Source organism: Leeuwenhoekiella sp. CH_XMU1409-2 (assembly GCF_037029365.1).
GTDB lineage: Bacteria > Bacteroidota > Bacteroidia > Flavobacteriales > Flavobacteriaceae > Leeuwenhoekiella > Leeuwenhoekiella blandensis.
In genome coordinates this window covers 1-18649 of the sequence record NZ_JAYMEI010000026.1, presented here as the reverse complement: position 1 = coordinate 18649, position 18649 = coordinate 1, and the positions used below count along the sequence as shown (strand labels likewise).

Annotated in this window: 19 protein-coding genes and 1 pseudogene; 10 read left to right on the top strand and 10 right to left on the bottom strand. The window is 39.8% G+C overall.

The genetic code is table 11. From position 1 onward, the window contains the following. Positions 1-80 precede the first annotated feature (80 nt). Positions 81-2282 (bottom strand): RecQ family ATP-dependent DNA helicase, encoded by a 2202-nt coding sequence (locus WA338_RS18280; RefSeq protein WP_009781271.1) that lies wholly within the window; start codon positions 2280-2282, stop codon positions 81-83. Positions 2283-2366: 84 nt separating this feature from the next. On the opposite strand from WA338_RS18280, the gene WA338_RS18275 reads away from it, so the two are divergent. The 4 genes from WA338_RS18275 to lptB are packed head-to-tail and all read left to right on the top strand — an operon-like array spanning position 2367 to position 5355. Beyond that, positions 2367-3335: a KpsF/GutQ family sugar-phosphate isomerase gene (locus WA338_RS18275; protein ID WP_336094463.1), complete on the top strand. Its 969-nt coding sequence runs from the start codon at positions 2367-2369 to the stop codon at positions 3333-3335. After that, positions 3335-4183: a twin-arginine translocase subunit TatC gene (gene tatC / locus WA338_RS18270; RefSeq protein WP_272986804.1), complete on the top strand. Its 849-nt coding sequence runs from the start codon at positions 3335-3337 to the stop codon at positions 4181-4183. The genes WA338_RS18275 and tatC overlap by 1 nt, the downstream gene beginning before the upstream one ends. Positions 4184-4194: 11 nt before the next feature. Beyond that, complete coding sequence (locus tag WA338_RS18265; RefSeq protein WP_009781274.1) at positions 4195-4560, top strand: carboxymuconolactone decarboxylase family protein; 366 nt, start codon at positions 4195-4197, stop codon at positions 4558-4560. 54 nt (positions 4561-4614) lie between these two features. Next, positions 4615-5355, top strand: a complete 741-nt coding sequence (gene lptB, locus WA338_RS18260) for an LPS export ABC transporter ATP-binding protein (protein WP_009781275.1) — start codon at positions 4615-4617, stop codon at positions 5353-5355. A gap of 15 nt (positions 5356-5370) precedes the next feature. On the opposite strand, the gene WA338_RS18255 is transcribed toward lptB, so the two are convergent. The 5 genes from WA338_RS18255 to WA338_RS18235 all read right to left on the bottom strand — a co-directional run bounded on the left by WA338_RS18255 (position 5371) and on the right by WA338_RS18235 (position 10083). Beyond that, entirely contained in the window at positions 5371-6573 is a 1203-nt protein-coding gene (locus WA338_RS18255) for a S41 family peptidase (RefSeq protein WP_336094462.1), read from the bottom strand. A gap of 140 nt (positions 6574-6713) precedes the next feature. Then, positions 6714-7505, bottom strand: a complete 792-nt coding sequence (locus tag WA338_RS18250; protein WP_336094461.1) for a LytTR family DNA-binding domain-containing protein — start codon at positions 7503-7505, stop codon at positions 6714-6716. Positions 7506-7510: 5 nt separating this feature from the next. Then, positions 7511-8134: an NUDIX hydrolase gene (locus tag WA338_RS18245; protein ID WP_336094460.1), complete on the bottom strand. Its 624-nt coding sequence runs from the start codon at positions 8132-8134 to the stop codon at positions 7511-7513. A 2-nt stretch (positions 8135-8136) separates the two neighbouring features. After that, positions 8137-9282 (bottom strand): DinB family protein, encoded by a 1146-nt coding sequence (locus WA338_RS18240; RefSeq protein WP_272986796.1) that lies wholly within the window; start codon positions 9280-9282, stop codon positions 8137-8139. Positions 9283-9348: 66 nt separating this feature from the next. Next, complete coding sequence (locus tag WA338_RS18235; RefSeq protein WP_336094459.1) at positions 9349-10083, bottom strand: CDP-alcohol phosphatidyltransferase family protein; 735 nt, start codon at positions 10081-10083, stop codon at positions 9349-9351. Between the two features lie 292 nt (positions 10084-10375). On the opposite strand from WA338_RS18235, the gene WA338_RS18230 reads away from it, so the two are divergent. Continuing rightward, a complete protein-coding gene (locus WA338_RS18230; protein ID WP_336094458.1) occupies positions 10376-11422 on the top strand; it encodes a PorV/PorQ family protein in 1047 nt (348 codons plus the stop codon). A 12-nt stretch (positions 11423-11434) separates the two neighbouring features. Here the strand turns inward: WA338_RS18230 and mnmD are convergent, their stop codons facing one another. Together mnmD and WA338_RS18220 are read right to left on the bottom strand one after the other, a co-directional pair. Next, a complete protein-coding gene (gene mnmD, locus WA338_RS18225) occupies positions 11435-12112 on the bottom strand; it encodes a tRNA (5-methylaminomethyl-2-thiouridine)(34)-methyltransferase MnmD (protein ID WP_336094457.1) in 678 nt (225 codons plus the stop codon). A gap of 1 nt (position 12113) precedes the next feature. After that, positions 12114-12626 (bottom strand): DUF4920 domain-containing protein, encoded by a 513-nt coding sequence (locus WA338_RS18220; RefSeq protein ID WP_336094456.1) that lies wholly within the window; start codon positions 12624-12626, stop codon positions 12114-12116. 104 nt (positions 12627-12730) lie between these two features. On the opposite strand from WA338_RS18220, the gene WA338_RS18215 reads away from it, so the two are divergent. The 3 genes and pseudogenes from WA338_RS18215 to WA338_RS18205 form a co-directional block, all read left to right on the top strand. Continuing rightward, positions 12731-13801: a branched-chain amino acid aminotransferase gene (locus WA338_RS18215; RefSeq protein WP_336094455.1), complete on the top strand. Its 1071-nt coding sequence runs from the start codon at positions 12731-12733 to the stop codon at positions 13799-13801. 152 nt (positions 13802-13953) lie between these two features. Then, complete coding sequence (locus tag WA338_RS18210) at positions 13954-14886, top strand: peptidylprolyl isomerase (RefSeq protein WP_009781285.1); 933 nt, start codon at positions 13954-13956, stop codon at positions 14884-14886. A gap of 153 nt (positions 14887-15039) precedes the next feature. Then, positions 15040-15120, top strand: a pseudogene (locus tag WA338_RS18205) (30S ribosomal protein THX); the annotation flags it as partial. Positions 15121-15236: 116 nt separating this feature from the next. On the opposite strand, the gene yaaA reads toward WA338_RS18205, so the two are convergent. Further along, positions 15237-16001, bottom strand: a complete 765-nt coding sequence (gene yaaA / locus WA338_RS18200) for a peroxide stress protein YaaA (protein WP_336094454.1) — start codon at positions 15999-16001, stop codon at positions 15237-15239. Between the two features lie 108 nt (positions 16002-16109). Further along, positions 16110-16805 carry an ABC transporter ATP-binding protein gene (locus WA338_RS18195; RefSeq protein WP_336094452.1) on the bottom strand — a complete coding sequence of 232 codons (696 nt, stop codon included), beginning with the start codon at positions 16803-16805 and terminating at the stop codon, positions 16110-16112. 128 nt (positions 16806-16933) lie between these two features. Here WA338_RS18195 and WA338_RS18190 point away from each other — a divergent pair, with 128 nt between their 5' ends. Then, positions 16934-17653 (top strand): glycosyltransferase family 2 protein, encoded by a 720-nt coding sequence (locus tag WA338_RS18190; protein WP_336094450.1) that lies wholly within the window; start codon positions 16934-16936, stop codon positions 17651-17653. A gap of 5 nt (positions 17654-17658) precedes the next feature. Then, complete coding sequence (locus WA338_RS18925) at positions 17659-18612, top strand: ArnT family glycosyltransferase (protein ID WP_442913234.1); 954 nt, start codon at positions 17659-17661, stop codon at positions 18610-18612. Positions 18613-18649 lie beyond the last annotated feature (37 nt).

Here is an 18649-nt window from a genome sequence, read left to right as displayed (position 1 = left end):
TAATTATGAAACTGTAGTGTCGAGTAACTTTGTTAAAAGTTGTCAACAAATGAATAGAATAAAATACTGGATAAGTGCTTTTAATTAGCAACTTCACTAATAAATTTGATACGGTACAGACGCAGTTCATCTTCATCGTAATCGCCGTCAAATTCATCAAGAGCGGCTTCGATCTTATCGGTTTCAGCCTCAAGGAAATATTCGTGGAGTTCTTCTTGCTGATCTTCATCCAGGATATCTTCAATCCAGTAATTGATATTGAGCTTGGTTCCACTGTAGACAATAGCTTCCATCTCCTTAACAAATTCAGGCATTTCTAGTCCTTTAGCTGACGCGATATCATCAAGCGGAAGTTTACGATCAACGTTTTGAATGATGTATAATTTTAATCCGCTATTAGATCCTGTAGATTTTACTACTAGATCATCAGGTTTAAGAATATCATGTTCTTCAACATAGGCAGCGATCAATTCTACAAACTCGCGCCCGTATTTTTTAGCCTTACCTTCACCAACACCAAAAACATTGGCCATTTCTGCGATCGAGGTTGGGTATTTAATCGCCATATCCTCTAAAGAAGGATCCTGAAATACAATATATGGCGGCACTCCTTTGCGTTTCCCAACTTTCTTGCGCAAATCCTTCAGCATCGCGACCAGTTTAGGATCTGTTCCTCCACCAGCTTTAGCACCGCTGGCTACAGCGACCGAATCAGCGCTTTCATCATAAGCGTGATCTTCGGTCATCATAAAAGATTCAGGATTTTTAATAAAGTCTTTACCTTTTGGAGTAAGCTTGATCACACCATAAGTCTCGATATCTTTACGCAAATAACCCGCCACTAAAACCTGACGCAACAAGGCTTTCCAATACGATGACTCTTTATCTTTTCCGCAGCCAAAATAAGAATCGGCATCCGTTTTATGTGAAGAGATGATGGCATTTGATTTACCTACCAAGGTAAAAACCAACTCTTTGCCTTTGTAAATCGCTCCGGTTTTGTCTACCACCTCTAAGAGCTTGACCACATCATCTTGAGCCTCGTGCTTTTTCTTAGGATTACGCACATTATCATCCAGATCACCACCTTCGCCGGTCTCATTATCAAATTCTTCCCCAAAATAATGCAGTATGAATTTTCTTCGCGACATCGACGTTTCGGCATAAGCCACCACTTCTTGAAGCAAAGCATGACCGATTTCCTGCTCAGCTACAGGCTTACCGCTCATGAACTTCTCGAGTTTCTCGATGTCTTTATAGCTGTAATATGCCAAACAATGTCCTTCGCCACCGTCTCTTCCGGCGCGACCGGTTTCCTGATAATAACTTTCTATACTTTTGGGGATATCGTGATGAATCACAAAACGCACATCAGGCTTATCGATTCCCATCCCAAAAGCGATGGTTGCCACCACCACGTCTACATCTTCCATCAAGAACATATCTTGATGTTTGACGCGACTTTTTGCGTCGAGCCCTGCGTGATAGGGCACAGCAGAAATTCCGTTTACTTGTAAAACTTGCGCGAGCTCTTCTACGCGTTTTCGGCTAAGGCAATAAATTATACCGCTTTTGCCTTGATTTTGTTTTACAAAGCGAATGATATCTGCATCAACATTCTTGGTTTTTGGTCGTATTTCGTAGTATAAATTCGGTCTGTTGAAAGAAGCTTTAAACGCATTTGCGCCAGACATCCCGAGGTTCTTCATAATATCTTCCTGCACCTTGGGCGTTGCCGTAGCAGTCACCGCGATGATAGGAATATCATCACCTATACGCTTGATGATCTGTCTTAGATTTCGGTATTCTGGTCTAAAATCGTGTCCCCATTCGCTGATACAATGCGCCTCATCGATCGCTACAAAACTTATTTTTTGCGACCTTAAAAACTCAACATTCTCTTCTTTAGTAAGAGATTCAGGAGCAACGTATAGCAGTTTGGTAATTCCGTTAGCGATATCTTCCTTCACCTGTTTGATCTCCCCTTTGTTCAAAGACGAATTCAGCACGTGTGCTATACCATTTTCTTTTGAAATGCCTCTTAGCGCATCGACCTGATTTTTCATCAATGCAATTAAAGGGCTCACAACAATTGCTGTTCCTTCTTTAATTAGAGCAGGTAATTGATAACATAGTGATTTTCCGCCTCCGGTGGGCATAATCACAAAAGTATGTTTCCCTTCAATAATGCTTTTTATAACATCTTCCTGTAAGCCCTTAAACTGGCTGAAACCAAAATATTTTTTAAGGGACGCGTGTAAGTCTATTTCTTCTGAACTCATTAAAGCTTATTCAAATTTGCATACATTTGTATTCTAAATATAGTAATTTCTACAGCACTAACAAACGGCTTAATCTTATATCTTTTGAACACCTACGAGCAGATTCTAGACAGCGCCAAGCGAACCATCGCGATGGAACTCGAAGCTGTCGCTAATCTCCACACCCTTATTGACCAAGACTTTGCTAAAGCTGTTTCTTGTATTTACAACGCCAAAGGCCGGGTAATTATTTCGGGCGTTGGCAAAAGTGCAATTATAGCGCAAAAAATAGTAGCGACCTTAAACTCTACAGGAACACCCGCGGTTTTTATGCATGCGGCTGATGCTATACACGGAGATTTGGGCACGATTCAGAAAGAGGATGTCGTCATATGTCTTTCAAATAGCGGAAATACTGCCGAAATTAAAGTATTGATTCCCTTGATCAAAAATCAAGAGAATACGGTCATCGCAATGACTTCAAATAAAGATTCGTTTCTTGCCAAAAATGCAGATGGGCTTATTTTGGCTTACGCCGAAAAAGAAGCCTGCCCGCATAATTTAGCGCCCACCACCAGCACCACCGTGCAGTTGGTTATGGGCGATGCGCTGGCCTTAGCACTTCTAGACCTTCGCGGATTTTCAAAAGAAGATTTTGCCAAGTATCATCCCGGCGGTGCTTTAGGAAAGAAAATGTATTTACGCGTTAGTGACCTTACTGCACTAAACGACAAACCGGAAGTAGCTCCCGACACTCCCATAAAAGCGGTAATTGTCGAAATTTCACAAAAAAGACTGGGAGTGACTGCCGTAACCAAAGACGATAAAATCGTAGGCATTATCACAGACGGCGATATACGACGCATGCTTGAAAAGAATGAAGTGCTCACAGGCCTTACTGCCGAAAGCATTATGAGTAAAAATCCCAAGCAAATTACTACAGATGCAATGGCCACCGAAGCCCTTGATATTCTAGAAACAAACAGTATTACACAACTCTTGGCTGTAGATCACGATAATAATTATGCAGGTGTGGTACATTTGCACGATTTAATTAAAGAAGGAATTCTATAATGGCGAAAAATACGCAAGCAAATCCGGACGAAATGTCCTTTTTAGATCATCTTGAAGAACTGAGATGGCACCTTATACGAGCAACTTTGGCAATTGTCATAGTAGGTACTGTTGCTTTTATTTTTAAGGACTTTATTTTTGACTCGATCATATTTGCTCCGGCTAATCCAGATTTTATTTCTTACGAGTTACTGTGTAAAGTAGCACAAATGGTAGGCTCAGATAAAGGCTGTGTTAATGAGATGGACTTTACCATTCAGAACCGTACGATGGGTGGGCAGTTCAATGCTGCAATTTGGACCTCGATTATCGTAGGTATCGTAGTAGCATTCCCCTATGTGATCTATGAATTCTGGAAGTTTATTTCTCCCGGACTTTATGAAAAGGAACGCAAAAACTCGAGAGGCTTTATCGTAATCTCATCGCTGCTGTTTTTTATGGGAGTGCTTTTTGGGTATTACATTATTGCGCCACTTTCAATAAATTTCTTAGCCAATTTCACTGTAGGTGATATGGTTAAAAACGAATTTGACATTGGCTCTTACATCGGCCTAGTGCGGGCCAGTGCTCTCGCTGCCGGTCTTATTTTTGAATTGCCAATCATCATTTATTTCTTTACAAAAATTGGTTTGGTCACTCCGCAATTCTTGAAGAAATACAGAAAGTACGCCTTGATCATCGTGCTTGTCGTTTCGGCAGTAATCACTCCGCCAGATATTTCAACTCAGGTCATTGTTTCAATACCTATCTTGATTTTATATGAAGTAAGTATTTTTATTTCAGCATTTGTCACACGACAAGAAGCACGCGAACTGAAACGCGCTCAAAAACGCAACAAACAACAATAAAACCCCTATATATGTCAGAAAAGACCTTAAATCAAGTTGAAGAATTTAATGCATACCGTTCAGAAATGAACGAGAAAATTCTAGGTGATAAAAACAAGATCATCAACCGTATTTTTAATTTAGATACAAATGCGTTTGCTCCCGGAGCTCTAGACGTAAAAACCAAAGAACTCTTAGGTCTTGTTGCCTCTACCGTTTTGCGCTGTGACGATTGTGTGCGCTATCATTTAGAAAGCTGCCACAAAGAAGGGGTTACCAAAGCGCAAATTATGGAAACGCTTAGCATCGGTACATTAATTGGTGGTACGATAGTGATCCCACATTTGCGTCGTGCGTATGAATACTGGGAGGTTCTTGAAGAAAACGCTTCAAAATAATACTTGAGTCTTAAAAGCTGCGTTGTGTAAACGTAGTATTTTAAATTAAAACACATGAAACTACGAGCAGAAAATTTAATGAAGTCGTACAAAGGCCGAAAAGTGGTAAAAAGCATTTCGGTTGAAGTTGAGCAAGGCGAAATCGTCGGACTTTTAGGTCCTAATGGTGCAGGAAAAACCACTTCATTTTATATGATCGTAGGACTTGTTAAGCCTAACGGCGGAACGATCTACCTCGACAATAAAGACATCACTAAATACCCGATGTATAAACGCGCACAAAACGGCATTGGGTATTTGGCTCAGGAGGCTTCGGTTTTTAGAAAGCTGAGTATTGAAGAGAATATCTTGAGCGTACTGCAAATGACCAAATTGAGCAAGAAAGAACAACTTGCCAAGATGGAAGAACTGATCGACGAATTCAGCTTGGGACACATTCGCAAAAACCGTGGAGATTTACTTTCTGGTGGTGAACGCCGCCGTACCGAAATCGCTCGCGCGCTCGCGACCAATCCTAATTTTATTCTGCTTGACGAACCTTTTGCCGGAGTTGATCCCGTAGCGGTTGAAGACATCCAACGCATTGTCGCGCAACTGAAACAAAAGAATATCGGGATCTTAATTACCGACCATAACGTTCAAGAAACGCTTGCCATTACAGATCACACTTATCTTATGTTTGAAGGAAGCATTCTCAAGCACGGCGTCCCTGAAGAGTTGGCTGCAGATGAAATGGTGCGAAAAGTGTATTTAGGGCAAAACTTTGAACTGCGTAAAAAGAAATTGTTTCAGTAAAACTGAAACCTGTTTTTATTTTTTGATATAGGCTCGGGTTTGCTCGATCCAATCTGCCGAATATTCTAAAAACACATCTGGCGTTACTCCAATTCCTTCATAAGGCAAATACTTTTTATGTGCTTTTGAAGAAAGACTCAATTTAAAATAACCACTGGGTAATTTATGCGATTTACCCTCAAGCTCGTAGGTCAATATTCCTTTGGAATAATCTCCTAACACCATCACATTGTCTAAAGCGCGCATTTTTAACGCAAACTGTTCTGCATTGCTTGCCGTATTTTGATTGATCAAAATATAGAGATGATACCTTTTAGCATAGCGCTTGAGTATTTTGTACAACAGTTTAGAATTGCGATCTCCTCCTCCATAATTATTTCTTAGATCAACGATAAGATGATCACCCAGTTGTTTGTTTTTTAAGGTCTCATAGAATGCTTCGGCTTTTGAAAGCGTTGGATTAAAACCACTAAAACTCCCCACTTTGATATAAGAAACTTCGCTGTCCAAATCTTCATACTGATAGTTTTCTTCTGTAGTTCTTGGGAGCCAAAAGTCTTTTTGATCAACATTCTTTTTTAAACTAAGACTGAAAAATGTCCCGTTATTCAGTCCAGTTCTGATCATCATCGGGGTTTTGGTCTGATAATTCCCCATTACCGCAATGAACTTCCCCTGAGACTGCGGCAGTAAGATCCCTAACTGTTCTCCTGCGCTCCACAAAGGCAATTGAGATTCTAAAATGCGCATCTCATAGCCTTCCTCATCTTTACGTTTTACAACACCTACTTTTAATTTAGAACCTGCCGAATAGACTCCTTCAACCGCGCTTTCTGGAACTGTTTTAAGCCTTTGCTGTAGCTCTGAAACAGCATCAAAATGCGGATACATCGCATAAAAATCAGTTTCTTGATAAGCTGTAATTTTCTCGGCTTCCGTTAATTCTTCAGCAACTTCTTGCTGTATTCCATATAAACTGTTGTGGCCGTCATTTAAAAGACTAACCGCTTTGGCCAGTAAAACATAGCAATCAAAAATCGAAGTTGTGCTTTCAGCTTTTGCTAAAAGAACTTCCATAGCCTTATCAAACTCGGAAGTCTTCTTGCCGTAATCGATCTTATAAGCAGGACTTTGTTTTAAAACATTTACCAAAAACTCCAGATCCTTTGAACAATCACAAGCAGCTTCCTGCGCCATTAAAGAGCAGGTTGAAAGCATAATTAAACAAAGAAAATAGAGCGAAATCTTAATTTTAAGAGCAGTCTTCATCGGTTGGATTTTTAAAAGTTTGATGAGACAAAACTAAAAAGCGACTTTAAGCCAAGCCTCTATTCATAGGTATTTGGGATGAAACACCGCTAGTTTGTGGTGAAATTAAGTACGTCTTTAACCTTAGGGAGATAAGTTTTTGAAACCGAACATTGCAAATCGTGAATCATCGTGATCTTGAACTTGCCATTTTCAGAATTTATATACTTATAATGATCGGGATTGATCAAATACGAACGATGCACCCGAAGCAATTGCGGTAAATCTGAAGCAACAGCGCTTAGTGTATTTCGTATGAGATGCTTTTTAACGCGATTGTCTTCGGTATAACTAACCTCAACATAATTATCTGCACTGCTTATCATAATGAGTTGGTTCCACGCCAATCTAAACCCCTCATAATTGCCCGATCCGGCAATAGTGATTTTTTGTTCTTCTTCCCTTTTCTCCAGATAACGACCAAGACCATACCTCCCCGCCTCAACAATGGGCAAAACCACTAAAAGTGCCGGAATGTAAATAGATTTAATAAAATACGATAATGAATACGGGTTGGGCTCATAAGGAACTACAACAAATAGATATACTAAACGCACCATTACCAGTCCCAAAAGAGAAAAGGCAAACAGCATCAAAAGCTCAGAACTTAACTTCCAAACTCTGGCATTATAAATATAAAGCCAAGACTGCAAAGGCAAAAGCAAGAGATAACCCAAAGAGGCCACAAGGCTATAAACCGGTAAATAAAGTAACTTCTCATCAAAATAAAGCTCTTTGATATCAAGAGGCTCTGTAAAGAACAGAAAGACAAAAACCCATAGAAATAAGCCTACAGCGATAAATAGATGATGTCTTAATGAAGGATCAAATGGAAATCGCATAACCACTAATCTGAAAACACAGCTTCATCCCCTTTTGCGATCGCTACAAGTTTGCTCAATTGCTCCTCAAGGATTCGATCTTCTGACAACTCAGGCAACGCATCGAGCGCAAACCAATGCACTTCACCAATATCAAAATTAGGCGCAAAACCACCCGCTGTAATTTCACATAAATAGCACAATTTATATACGTAATGCGGTTGCGGCGGGTGCGCATAATTTCGTTTATCGAGCACTGCCAGTAAGCGTTTAACCTCTGCTTTAAAACCGGTTTCTTCTTCGATTTCTTTCAATACGTTTTCTTTAGGTGTGAGTCCTACATCTGCCCAACCTCCGGGAAGCGTCCATTTATTGTCAACGGTTTCTTTAACCAATAAAACTTCTCCTTCAGCATTTAAAATCAAACCACGCACATCAACTTTAGCAGTAGGATAATCTGTTTCCGGTAGAAAAAAACCAGTGAGCTGTTCTACCGGTAAATCGCTCAAAATACTCATCATCTCTAAAGCAAGTGCACGCAACTCTTCGTAACGCTCGGCATCATAATTCTCTTTGTTATAAACAAGTCCCGCTTCTGCTAAGGATTTTATTTGCTTTACCTGATTGAGTAGATTTTCTGAAATGCTCATAGTTAATTTTTAAGCTGCGCTGCCGGAAGAATCTCTTCTTCTTTTTCTTCTGGCTTAATACGTTTCTGAAGCAACAAGATTTGACCTAAATGACTCGATTGATGTTCCATTACGTGAAACCATCCATAAAAATTGGTCATTCCTGCACCGGGAATCTCTTCTTGCAACCACATGTCATCACGCTTAGCAAGCTCTTTTTTAGTCTCGGCTCTAACGTCATTATACAAATCTAAATAATATTGAGCCGTTTTCCCTTTGATCTGCTCGCGACCTAAATCTCCCAAATCTAATGCAGCTCCCCATTTGGCTTCCTCTTCTTCATTAAAAAATCGTCCTTCAAAGGTCAGGACCTGATATAATTTTTCGGCTGCAGCAAGATGATAAATAAGTGCTCCAATACTGTTAGCCTTATCATCCATTAGGTAATCTAATTCATAAACCGAATGCCCGCTCACTGCTCCTTCAACACGTTCTTTCATCGCATCAAGCATACTTACGAGCACTCCCATTTGCGGAGTAAAACCTTCTTCGGCAACAATTTCCATTGGTCTTGCAGGTGTTGCTCCCTCTCCTTTGATCAAAAGCGCCTGTGCTCCTGAGGCCGCATCTGCTGCAACGTCAAGACTATATTCTTTGACCTTTACCTGTTGCCCTTCAGCAATACCGCTGCTCCAATTTTGCAAGGGATGTGCTGAAGTACTTTTTTCAAAAGAGGCATTGGCAATAGGCGCCTCAACCAGTTGCCCTTCCTCATTTTCTAAAAACAATTTAAAATCGTCAAAGTAGAAGTCACCATTTTGCATACATAAACCGCCAATATTCAACGTTTTTGCCTGCGCATCAAAAGTACCGTTAATACTATATTCTTGATAAGAAGCTGAAGTTGCGGGACGGTCCATCATATTATCAAAAAAACCGGTTTCTTTGTTTTTGTTATCCACGCGCACCCACAACCCGGCAACTCCATTAGGGTCCTCTGAAATCACTTTTATTTTTCCGGTAAGTTTGAATTTTACAGTTCGTTCTGTTTTCACTTCAATAGACTGAGCAAAAGAGGTCCAGCCTCTTGAAATGGTTTTTTGAGCATTTACAGAAAAGCAAAGTGCAAAAATGAAGAGAACAGTAAGTTTAAAGGTTTGTGCTTGCATTGGTTCAGTTTTTTTGATTCTTTTAAAAGACACGCAATAGTTTAGAACGTTGCAAGAGGCAAGTCATCAAGCTCTTGAGATCAATGAAAGCAATACATAAAGTACAATGATCACCGGTATCGCCGCAAAAGTCAACCAGAATAATAGAATAATCGCCAAAAGTAAAAAGCCGTATCTGATCTTATTTTCTGCTAGGCCCCAACTTTTAAATTTTAAGGCAAAAAGGGGGATTTCAGCATTGAGCATATAGCAGCTTAGTGCAGTAAGCCCCAGTAAAAACCAGGTGTTTGTAATCAGGGTTTCGGCGATCGCATAATCCTGAAACTGTACAATAAGCGGAAGACTCAAAATAAGAAGTGCATTCGCCGGAGTGGGTAATCCTATAAATGATGTGGTCTGGCGGGTATCAATGTTAAACTTTGCCAATCTAAATGCCGAAGCCAATGTGATCGCAAAACCTAAAAACGGAAGCAGCGAGACACTGTCCCAAGACATTCCGGCTTCTACCCAGCGCTCTCCGGTATTCCAGTTTTCTAATTTATGTAGCATCTGAAACATCACCATTCCCGGCACGACCCCACTGGTAACCACATCTGCCAGAGAATCTAACTGCAACCCGAGCTCGCCTTCCACCTTAAACATGCGTGCAAAAAAACCATCAAAAAAATCAAAGAAAACACCGGCAACTACGGCATATGCCGCATAATCTAAATGCCCTGTAGCTGCAAAAAACACACCCAACATTCCACAGAATAAATTGGCCATTGTAAATGCATTGGGAATATAACTCTTGATGTTCATAGGTTTGTTATTAGCTTAATCTCACAATTCTTTTCGCAGCTAAAAATAGCGAAAAACTACGGTCAAAAAGAAGACTTATGAAACTCCTAACGTTTTCAAGCGAAGCTTTCAGCTTAAACCACGCTAATAAAAGTTGGTAACGCGATTTTTAGAAACGAGTCTTCAATTTTGAGACAAGCAAGAAAGCATTAAATGCTCTAGCAGCGCCAAAAATAAAATTTAAATTCTCAGCAGATTTGACCACCTTTACAGCAAAACGGCGCCTGGCTTGAAAAGCACTCTACTCTCTTTTATGCTCCTATGCACAGCTCTTTCTCTGAAAGCGCAAGCCGTACGCTCGTATTCTAACGAATTTTTGAACATTGGTGTAGATGCCGCCTCTCTAGCGATGGCTAATGCCGTTACTGCCAGCACCTCTGATGTGAACAGTGGATATTGGAATCCCGCCGGGTTGGTCAATCTTGAGGACAATCAACTCGCACTCATGCATGCGAGTTATTTTGCTAATATTGCCCTTTACGATTATGCCGGTTTTGCAAAACCCTTAGACGATCGTACAGCCCTGGGTGTTTCTTTGATTCGCTTTGGTGTGGATGATATTCTCAACACGACCCAACTTATTGACGCAGACGGGAACATCGACTACAACCGGATCAGTTTATTTTCTACTGCAGATTATGCACTGACTGTCTCTTTTGCTCGCGAGATGCCGGTACAGGGTCTTAATATCGGAGCAAATGCAAAAGTGATACGGCGTATTATAGGAGATTTTGCGTCAAGCTGGGGTTTTGGAATTGACTTGGGCGTACAGTACAGCGTGGGCGAATGGCATTTTGGAGCGATGGCGCGTGACATCACCACATCGGTAAATACTTGGGCGATAGATGAAGAGCAATTTGCTACGATTAGCGATGCGGTTGAAGGTCAAAATCAGGAATTACCAGAAACACTAGAAGTTACCATCCCAAAATTGCAAGTAGGCGTCGCACGCAATTGGCTCATTAATTATGATTATTCTATAAAAGCTGAAGTTGATTTGATGATGCGCTTTACGCAAACCAATGATATTCTCTCAAGCGCCGCAGTAAGTGCCACGCCCGCGGCAGGAATAGAATTTGGGTATACCGGTCTTGTTTTCATTAGAGCAGGTGTTGGCAACTTTCAAGAAATCACCCAGCTCGACGGGAGCAACCGTATAGGCTTTCAACCTAACATTGGCGTAGGTTTTCAATACAAAGGGATTCATATTGATTATGCACTAACCGATATTGGAGATCAAAGCGCTGCGATCTATTCTAATATTTTCTCGTTGAAATTAGACTGGGAATTGTTCCGCTAGAGAAGCTTTATACTAGACCTTTACCGCCCGAAGCATTTCGCGTTTTCCCGGAGGTCCCGGCAAGCGTTCTACTTTGAAGCCAACGGCTTGCATGGCTCGGCGCACACTTCCTTTAGCGGCATACGTTACAAGTACTCCGCCCGCCTTTAAAGCTCGGTACATTTTCTCAAAAATAGGTTCCTCCCAAAGTTCGGGTTGCACGCGAGCACCAAAAGCATCAAAATAGATCAAGTCGTGTTGATCTTGATCTTCTAGTGTTTCAAAGGTTTGCTTACGCTTTTTAAGCTGAAAAGCTTCCGTAATTATTTCGGTTTGCTCCCAAGGTAATTGGTGCATCTTTTCAAAAACTGCTTCAAATGCCTGCGCATCTGCAGCTTCCAGATAATTAAGCTGCGCTAGTTCTTCAGAAGAAACAGGATAGGCTTCGACTCCTTCATATAAAAGGTTTACCGAAGATTTTTCTGCATGCATCAAGGTTAGCAGCGCATTTAAACCGGTACCAAAACCTATTTCTAAAATATGAAGGCTGTTTTGATCAGGGTTTTCATTCATCCAGAAATCCAATCCCATTTTTAAGAATACGTGCCTCGCTTCTTTTACAGCCCCGTGCATCGAGTGGTACTGCTCGTTCCAGTCTGTAATTTGAATGGTCGTAGAGCCGTCACCGGTGGTTACGATTTTACGTTTCAACCTACTCTGCGATTTTAACTCCGCTCGCAGTAAAGCCTAAGGTCTTTTTAGGCATCGTGATCGCAGCGATTTCTTCTTCAGATTTACCACCGTCTTTAGCATAATGTTGCTGCTCTTCTACCGATGTCTCGCTGATAAAAGCCTCACCGTGAACAACCACTTTTTTGTCTTTCATGTCCTTAGGTACAAAAAAACCATAATCTTTAAACTTGATCATCACCGGGTCTGCCGCCCCAACATCAACTTGCATCCAGCACCCTTTTGCCTGACACACTTCTTGAACTGGGCCTTCAAAGGTTACATTGATGGTGTCCCCCACTTTAAGGTTGCTATAAATATCACCTAATTCAAAAGCTGTGAGCGTCGCTTCGTTCTTGAATTCTTCTCCAAAAACCCCTGGTTCTTCGCTGGTAAGCTCTTCTGAAACTGTCGCTACATCTTCTTGATTTGAAGCGCCTTCCTTACAAGCGATTAAACCAATACCTAAAAATGCTAATACTAAATACTTTTTCATCGTGTATAATTTATTTAAAAATAGGGGAGCCTGTAAATTTAATGAAATCTTGCACACACGGACTTTGAGAAAATGATAAATTTGCAAGATAAAATTCAATAATAATGACAGATACATTAAAAGTAACCAAGATCGCCGAGACTAAAATCAATCAGGTTGATTTTAGTAATCTCGCTTTTGGTACCGTCTTTACAGACCATATGTTTGTTTGTGAGTACAAAAACGGAAAATGGCAAACGCCGGAAATTCTTCCTTATGGTCCACTGCAAATGGATCCTTCAGCAAAGGTTTTTCATTATGGTCAAGCCGTCTTTGAGGGTATGAAAGCTTACAAAGATGACAATGGCGACATTTTTATGTTTCGCCCTGAAGAGAACTTCAACCGTATCAACAAATCGGGAGAGCGCCTAGCGATGCCTGCTTTTGACAAAGAGTATTTCTTTGACGGTCTTAATACACTTTTAAATCTAGATAAAGATTGGATTAAATCTGGAGAAGGCAATTCGCTTTACATTCGTCCTTTTGTAATCGCTACTGAAAATGGTGTTTCGGCATCGCCTTCTAGCGAGTATAAATTTGTGATCATTTGTGCACCGGCTCAAGCTTATTACAGCGGTCAGGTAAAAGTATTATTTGCAGATCACTATAGCCGCTCTGCAGACGGCGGTGTAGGTTATGCAAAAGCTGCCGGTAACTATGCAGCACAGTTTTATCCTACTGAATTAGCAAAAGAAAAAGGCTATAATCAAGTAGTATGGACAGATGCTAACACGCACGAATACCTAGAAGAAGCAGGTACCATGAACGTTTTCTTCAGAGTGAACGACACGCTTATTACGGCACCTACCAGCGATCGCATTCTTGATGGGATCACCCGTAAAAGTTTGATCGAATTGGCAAAAAGCCAAGGCATCAATGTTGAAGTGCGTCCGGTGAAAGTTGCAGAAATTGTTGAGGCTGCAGAAAATGGTTCACTTAAAGAGATGTTTGGTGCGGGTACTGCAGCAGTGATCTCCCCAATCTCGGGCTTCACTCACAAAGAGAACGCTTTTGATCTTCCTCAGGTTGAAGATGCTTACGCCACTAAACTGAAAAAACAATTGACCGAATTGCAGGCGAATCGCGCTGAAGATCCTTTTGGATGGCGTTATGAAGTACCTGCGATTGAAGTATAATAAGTTTTTGATTTCGCTTTTGCGAAAATGACACTAAAAAGCTCCTTACTAACTACAGTAAGGAGCTTTTTTATAGCCGCTAAGAAATTGATTAGGGTTTTGTGTTTGCCCAGTTTAGACGTATTTTTGCACCTCATTTTTAAATTGATACGATGCAAGACGGAATATATGCCAAGTTTCACACGCCAAAAGGCGAAATTCTAGTGAAATTAGAACATGAAAAAACACCGGGAACGGTAGGAAACTTTGTCGCTTTAGCCGAAGGAAACCTTGAAAATTCAGCTAAAAAACAAGGAAACCCGTATTACGACGGACTGAAATTTCACCGTGTAATTCCAGATTTTATGATTCAAGGTGGGTGTCCTCAAGGAACCGGAACCGGGAACCCAGGTTACCAGTTTGACGATGAGTTTGACTCAAGCTTAAAGCACGATGCTCCCGGTAAGCTTTCTATGGCAAATGCAGGCCCGGGAACAAACGGAAGCCAGTTTTTTATCACGCATACCGCTACTCCTTGGTTAGATGGGAAGCACACCGTTTTTGGTAGCGTTGTAGAAGGTCAAGATGTGGTAGATGCAATCGCTCAGGACGATACTATGGATAAAGTAGAAATCATTCGCCAAGGTGCAGATGCCGAAAACTTTAATGCTGTTGAGGCTTTTAGAACTTTTGAAGGAGCACGTGAAAAACGTATCGCTGAAGAACGCGCAAAAAAAGCTGAAGCACTTAATAAATTGAGCGAAGGCTTTAAAGAAACTGAAAGCGGTCTGCGTTACCAGATCATCCAAAAAGGTGATGGTAAAAAGGCTGAAAAAGGTAAAATGGTTTCTGTACACTACAAAGGTCAGTTGGCTGACGGTACGGTATTTGACTCTTCGTATAAAAGAAATCAGCCTCTAGACTTTCAAGTGGGTGTAGGTCAGGTAATTTCTGGCTGGGATGAAGGTATTGGCTTACTTCAGGTAGGTGACAAAGCACGTTTTGTGATTCCTTCAGATTTAGGATATGGTAGTCGCGGTGCCGGTGGTGTGATTCCACCAGATGCGATTTTGGTTTTTGACGTAGAATTGATGGACGTCAAATAAGCATTTTCCACATAAAAATACAGAAGGCTATCTTTAATCAGATAGCCTTTTTTAATTGCTGAAATTGAAATTTAAGCTACTGAAAATATGCGGTTTGGTCTTCCGGTTCTGATTTCTTATATTAAGTAGAACAACTAAAAAATCAAATAAGAAATGGGAAAAGGAGATCAAAAAACAAAACGAGGAAAAATACATCGCGGAACTTACGGTAAACTAAGACCACGCAAGAAAAAAAGCAGCGCGACAACCGCAGATGTCCCCACAAAACAAACGGCTACCAAAACAAAAGAGGCCGACAAAGCGACCTCTGATAAAAGTTTAGCAGATAAAAAGCCGTAAAAACAGAACAACTATCTAACGAATACCAATTCGTTTTTATCTAAATCGGAGTATTGCTCGCTAAAGCCATACCCGTCATAATCAAAGCCCTTGAGTTCATCTATGGTTTGCACATCCTTATCTATAATGTAGCGTACCATAGAACCCCGGGCTTTTTTTGCATAAAAAGAGATGATCTTGAGTTTTCCGTTTTTGTAATCTTTAAAGACAGGAGTAATTACAGGAACTTTCAATTTTTCAGGCTTTACCGATTTGAAATATTCATTACTCGCAAGATTTAAAAACAGTTCGTCTTCTTTCAATTCAGCATTCAAAGCTTCGGTTATTTTATCGTCCCAAAATTGGTACAAGTCCTCATTATGACCTGATTTCAATTTGGTTCCCATCTCCAGGCGATAGGCTTGCATGAGATCAAAAGGTTTTAAAACTCCATAAAGTCCAGAAAGAATACGCAATGTATCTTCCAATTTATCTAGTTTTTCAGTCGGTATCGTATACGCATCAAGACCCGTATACACGTCGCCGGCAAAGGCATACACCGCAGGTCGCGCATTTTCTTTGGTAAAAGGTGTCGAGAATTCTTTGTAGCGCTGGTAGTTAAGATCTGCTAATTTATCGCTGATACTCATCAAGTCTGAAATTTCAGCTTTAGTCTTGCGCTCTAGTTTTTTATTCAACGTTTCGGCTTCCTCTAAAAACTGAGGCTGCGAACTTCTGGTAGTTGGCAATTTTGATTCAAAATCCAGTGACTTAGCCGGAGAAACAACTGCTTTCATATCGTTTAATTTTCACCAAAAATACGCATTCGCGAAAACGTTCTAAGTCAGTTTTGATAAGTTTTAATAATTACAGAATTTAAAAAGCAGATATAAAGTACTTCCGCCTTAAACTTCTAAAGTCCTACGCACATCACTCTCGATCAGTCCGTCTCGTAAACGAATTACACGATGCGCATGCTCTGCAATATCTTCTTCGTGCGTAACTAAGATCACGGTATTTCCGGCAGCGTGAATCGCATCAAAAAGGCTCATAATTTCTACTGAAGTTTTAGAGTCTAAGTTTCCGGTAGGCTCATCGGCAAGAATGATCGAAGGCTTATTGACCAAAGCCCGGCCTACAGCAACACGCTGTCGCTGCCCTCCTGAGAGTTGGTTAGGTTTGTGATCCATACGATCTGCAAGACCTACATCTTGCAGCACTTCTTCAGCGCGTTTATGACGCTCCGGTTTTGAATATCCTGCGTAGACCATAGGTAAAGCAACATTATCTAAAGCAGTCGTTCTCGGCAGTAAATTAAACGTCTGAAAAACAAAACCGATCTCCTTATTACGCACCTCGGCGAGTTCGTCATCAGTCATTGCGCTCACATCCCGATTATTTAAAATATACGTCCCGGAAGTCGGTGTGTCAAGACAGCCCAAAAGGTTCATCAAGGTAGATTTCCCGGAACCGGAAGGCCCCATAATCGCAACATACTCACCTTTATCAATTTGTAAATCGATGCCTTTTAAAACGTGAACGATTTCATTTCCCAATGGAAAATCACGACGAATATCTGTAATATCAATTAAGCTGCTCATAAACTAAGTCCTCATTTATCACTAAAAAATAGTTGATTTTAATTAATAGGTATTCAAAATAAGGCCTGAGTTACATTTAAAACCAAAAAAATTGTTAATTGCACTAAGTTATTTCCAGATCGAATCAAATGACTCAAAAATTATCTATAGTTATACCTGCTTATAACGAAGAAGCTACGATAATAGCCATACTTGAAAAATTAGTCAATCTAGATTTAGGTTTGAATCTATCAAAGGAAATTATCGTAGTTGATGATGCTTCCAACGACAATACTGTAAAATATATCAAGGACTTTGCTAGAGAAAATCCCTCATCAGAAATAAGTCTTTATCAGCAGGAATTGAACAAAGGAAAAGGTGCTGCAATACACCTGGGTATTAAAAATGTCACAGGTGATTTTATGATTGTTCAAGATGCTGACCTCGAATATGATCCTCAAGAATACATTTTATTACTAAAGCCTATCCTAAATGGCAATGCAGATGTAGTCTATGGTAGTAGATTTATGGGAGGTAACCCGCATCGCATTCTTTTTTTCTGGCACACTATAGGAAATAAATTCCTTACTTTCTTGAGCAACATGTTCACCAACTTAAATCTAACAGATATGGAAACATGTTATAAAATATTTAGAACAGAAATTATTAAAAGCCTTGACCTAAAGGAAAAACGCTTCGGCTTTGAGCCTGAAGTTACAGCCAAAATATCTCGTATACCTAAAATTAGAATCTACGAAGTTGGTATATCTTATTATGGAAGAACCTATGACGAAGGAAAGAAAATAAATTGGAAAGATGGTTTTAGAGCCTTATGGTGTATTTTGAAATATAATTCTTTCTCAAAATAATTTTAATGTTCTCAATAGTTATAAATTATGTCTTCCAACTATACAAAAGTCTAAAAAACACATATTCTAATCATAGTTTATTCCTTAATCTATTTATTTCGACCTATACTTTCTTATTATTTTATCTGACTTTTTCTGTACCTCTAAGTTACGATGAGATTACAACATTATCTTTTTTCGTGCCTGGAGGTTTAAAAGGGATATACCTTTCAATAACTTTTTACCCAGCCCCAAATAATCATGTTTTTTACAGCTTATTAGCAAATATCGCACAAGTTATACCCAGTAGCACTGAATTCTCTTTACGACTCCCGTCGGTTATTTCAAGTATATTGAGCTGTTTTATATTGTTCCACATAAGCATTAAATTTTTTAATAAAAATATAGCAAAAATGTTGACTTTGCTTTTTATTAGTCTTCACGGAATATTTGTATATAGCTTTTTAGCTAGAGGCTATAGTTTGTATTGTTTATTGTACTTAATGTCATTCTATTCAACAATTAGATATTTACATAATAGAGAATCAGTATACTTAATACTTTTTTCTATTTCCAGTGTTTTAGGATTTTACACTATTCCTTCGTACTTATATGCCTTCTTTCCCCAAGCAATTTTTTTAATTCTATTTCCCATACATACAAAGCGTTTTCAATTTTACAAGCCTTTAACAATAAGCCTCTCAACGGTTGGATTAAGTACAATCTTACTTTATACCCCAATCATTTGGAGAATGGGTATATCAGCATTAATAAGCAACAGGTTCGTTAAACCCAAAGGCAAAGAGTATGTATTCAATAATCTCATAGAACATTTTGAAAGTACCTTAAACTTCATAACAGCTATAAACGGTCACTTAGTGCTTTATGCTATTGTTATTCTTTCATGTTTATCTCTTTTTATTAAAGGCTCTAATTCTAATTGTATGCTTCCCTTAAAACCGAACTGTTTAGAAGTGTAATAATTCTTAATTTTAAACAGTATGAGACGAAGCAAAT

Coding starts and splice junctions, on each gene's coding strand:
- WA338_RS18235 (WP_336094459.1), bottom strand. CDS start 10,083: ATGAACATCAAGAGTTATATTCCCAATGCATTTACAATGGCCAATTTA.
- lptB (WP_009781275.1), top strand. CDS start 4,615: ATGAAACTACGAGCAGAAAATTTAATGAAGTCGTACAAAGGCCGAAAA.
- yaaA (WP_336094454.1), bottom strand. CDS start 16,001: ATGAAAGCAGTTGTTTCTCCGGCTAAGTCACTGGATTTTGAATCAAAA.
- WA338_RS18240 (WP_272986796.1), bottom strand. CDS start 9,282: ATGCAAGCACAAACCTTTAAACTTACTGTTCTCTTCATTTTTGCACTT.
- WA338_RS18265 (WP_009781274.1), top strand. CDS start 4,195: ATGTCAGAAAAGACCTTAAATCAAGTTGAAGAATTTAATGCATACCGT.
- WA338_RS18230 (WP_336094458.1), top strand. CDS start 10,376: ATGCTCCTATGCACAGCTCTTTCTCTGAAAGCGCAAGCCGTACGCTCG.
- WA338_RS18195 (WP_336094452.1), bottom strand. CDS start 16,805: ATGAGCAGCTTAATTGATATTACAGATATTCGTCGTGATTTTCCATTG.
- WA338_RS18210 (WP_009781285.1), top strand. CDS start 13,954: ATGCAAGACGGAATATATGCCAAGTTTCACACGCCAAAAGGCGAAATT.
- WA338_RS18245 (WP_336094460.1), bottom strand. CDS start 8,134: ATGAGCATTTCAGAAAATCTACTCAATCAGGTAAAGCAAATAAAATCC.
- WA338_RS18280 (WP_009781271.1), bottom strand. CDS start 2,282: ATGAGTTCAGAAGAAATAGACTTACACGCGTCCCTTAAAAAATATTTT.
- WA338_RS18250 (WP_336094461.1), bottom strand. CDS start 7,505: ATGCGATTTCCATTTGATCCTTCATTAAGACATCATCTATTTATCGCT.
- WA338_RS18215 (WP_336094455.1), top strand. CDS start 12,731: ATGACAGATACATTAAAAGTAACCAAGATCGCCGAGACTAAAATCAAT.
- WA338_RS18220 (WP_336094456.1), bottom strand. CDS start 12,626: ATGAAAAAGTATTTAGTATTAGCATTTTTAGGTATTGGTTTAATCGCT.
- WA338_RS18255 (WP_336094462.1), bottom strand. CDS start 6,573: ATGCTTTCAACCTGCTCTTTAATGGCGCAGGAAGCTGCTTGTGATTGT.
- tatC (WP_272986804.1), top strand. CDS start 3,335: ATGGCGAAAAATACGCAAGCAAATCCGGACGAAATGTCCTTTTTAGAT.
- WA338_RS18925 (WP_442913234.1), top strand. CDS start 17,659: ATGTTCTCAATAGTTATAAATTATGTCTTCCAACTATACAAAAGTCTA.
- WA338_RS18190 (WP_336094450.1), top strand. CDS start 16,934: ATGACTCAAAAATTATCTATAGTTATACCTGCTTATAACGAAGAAGCT.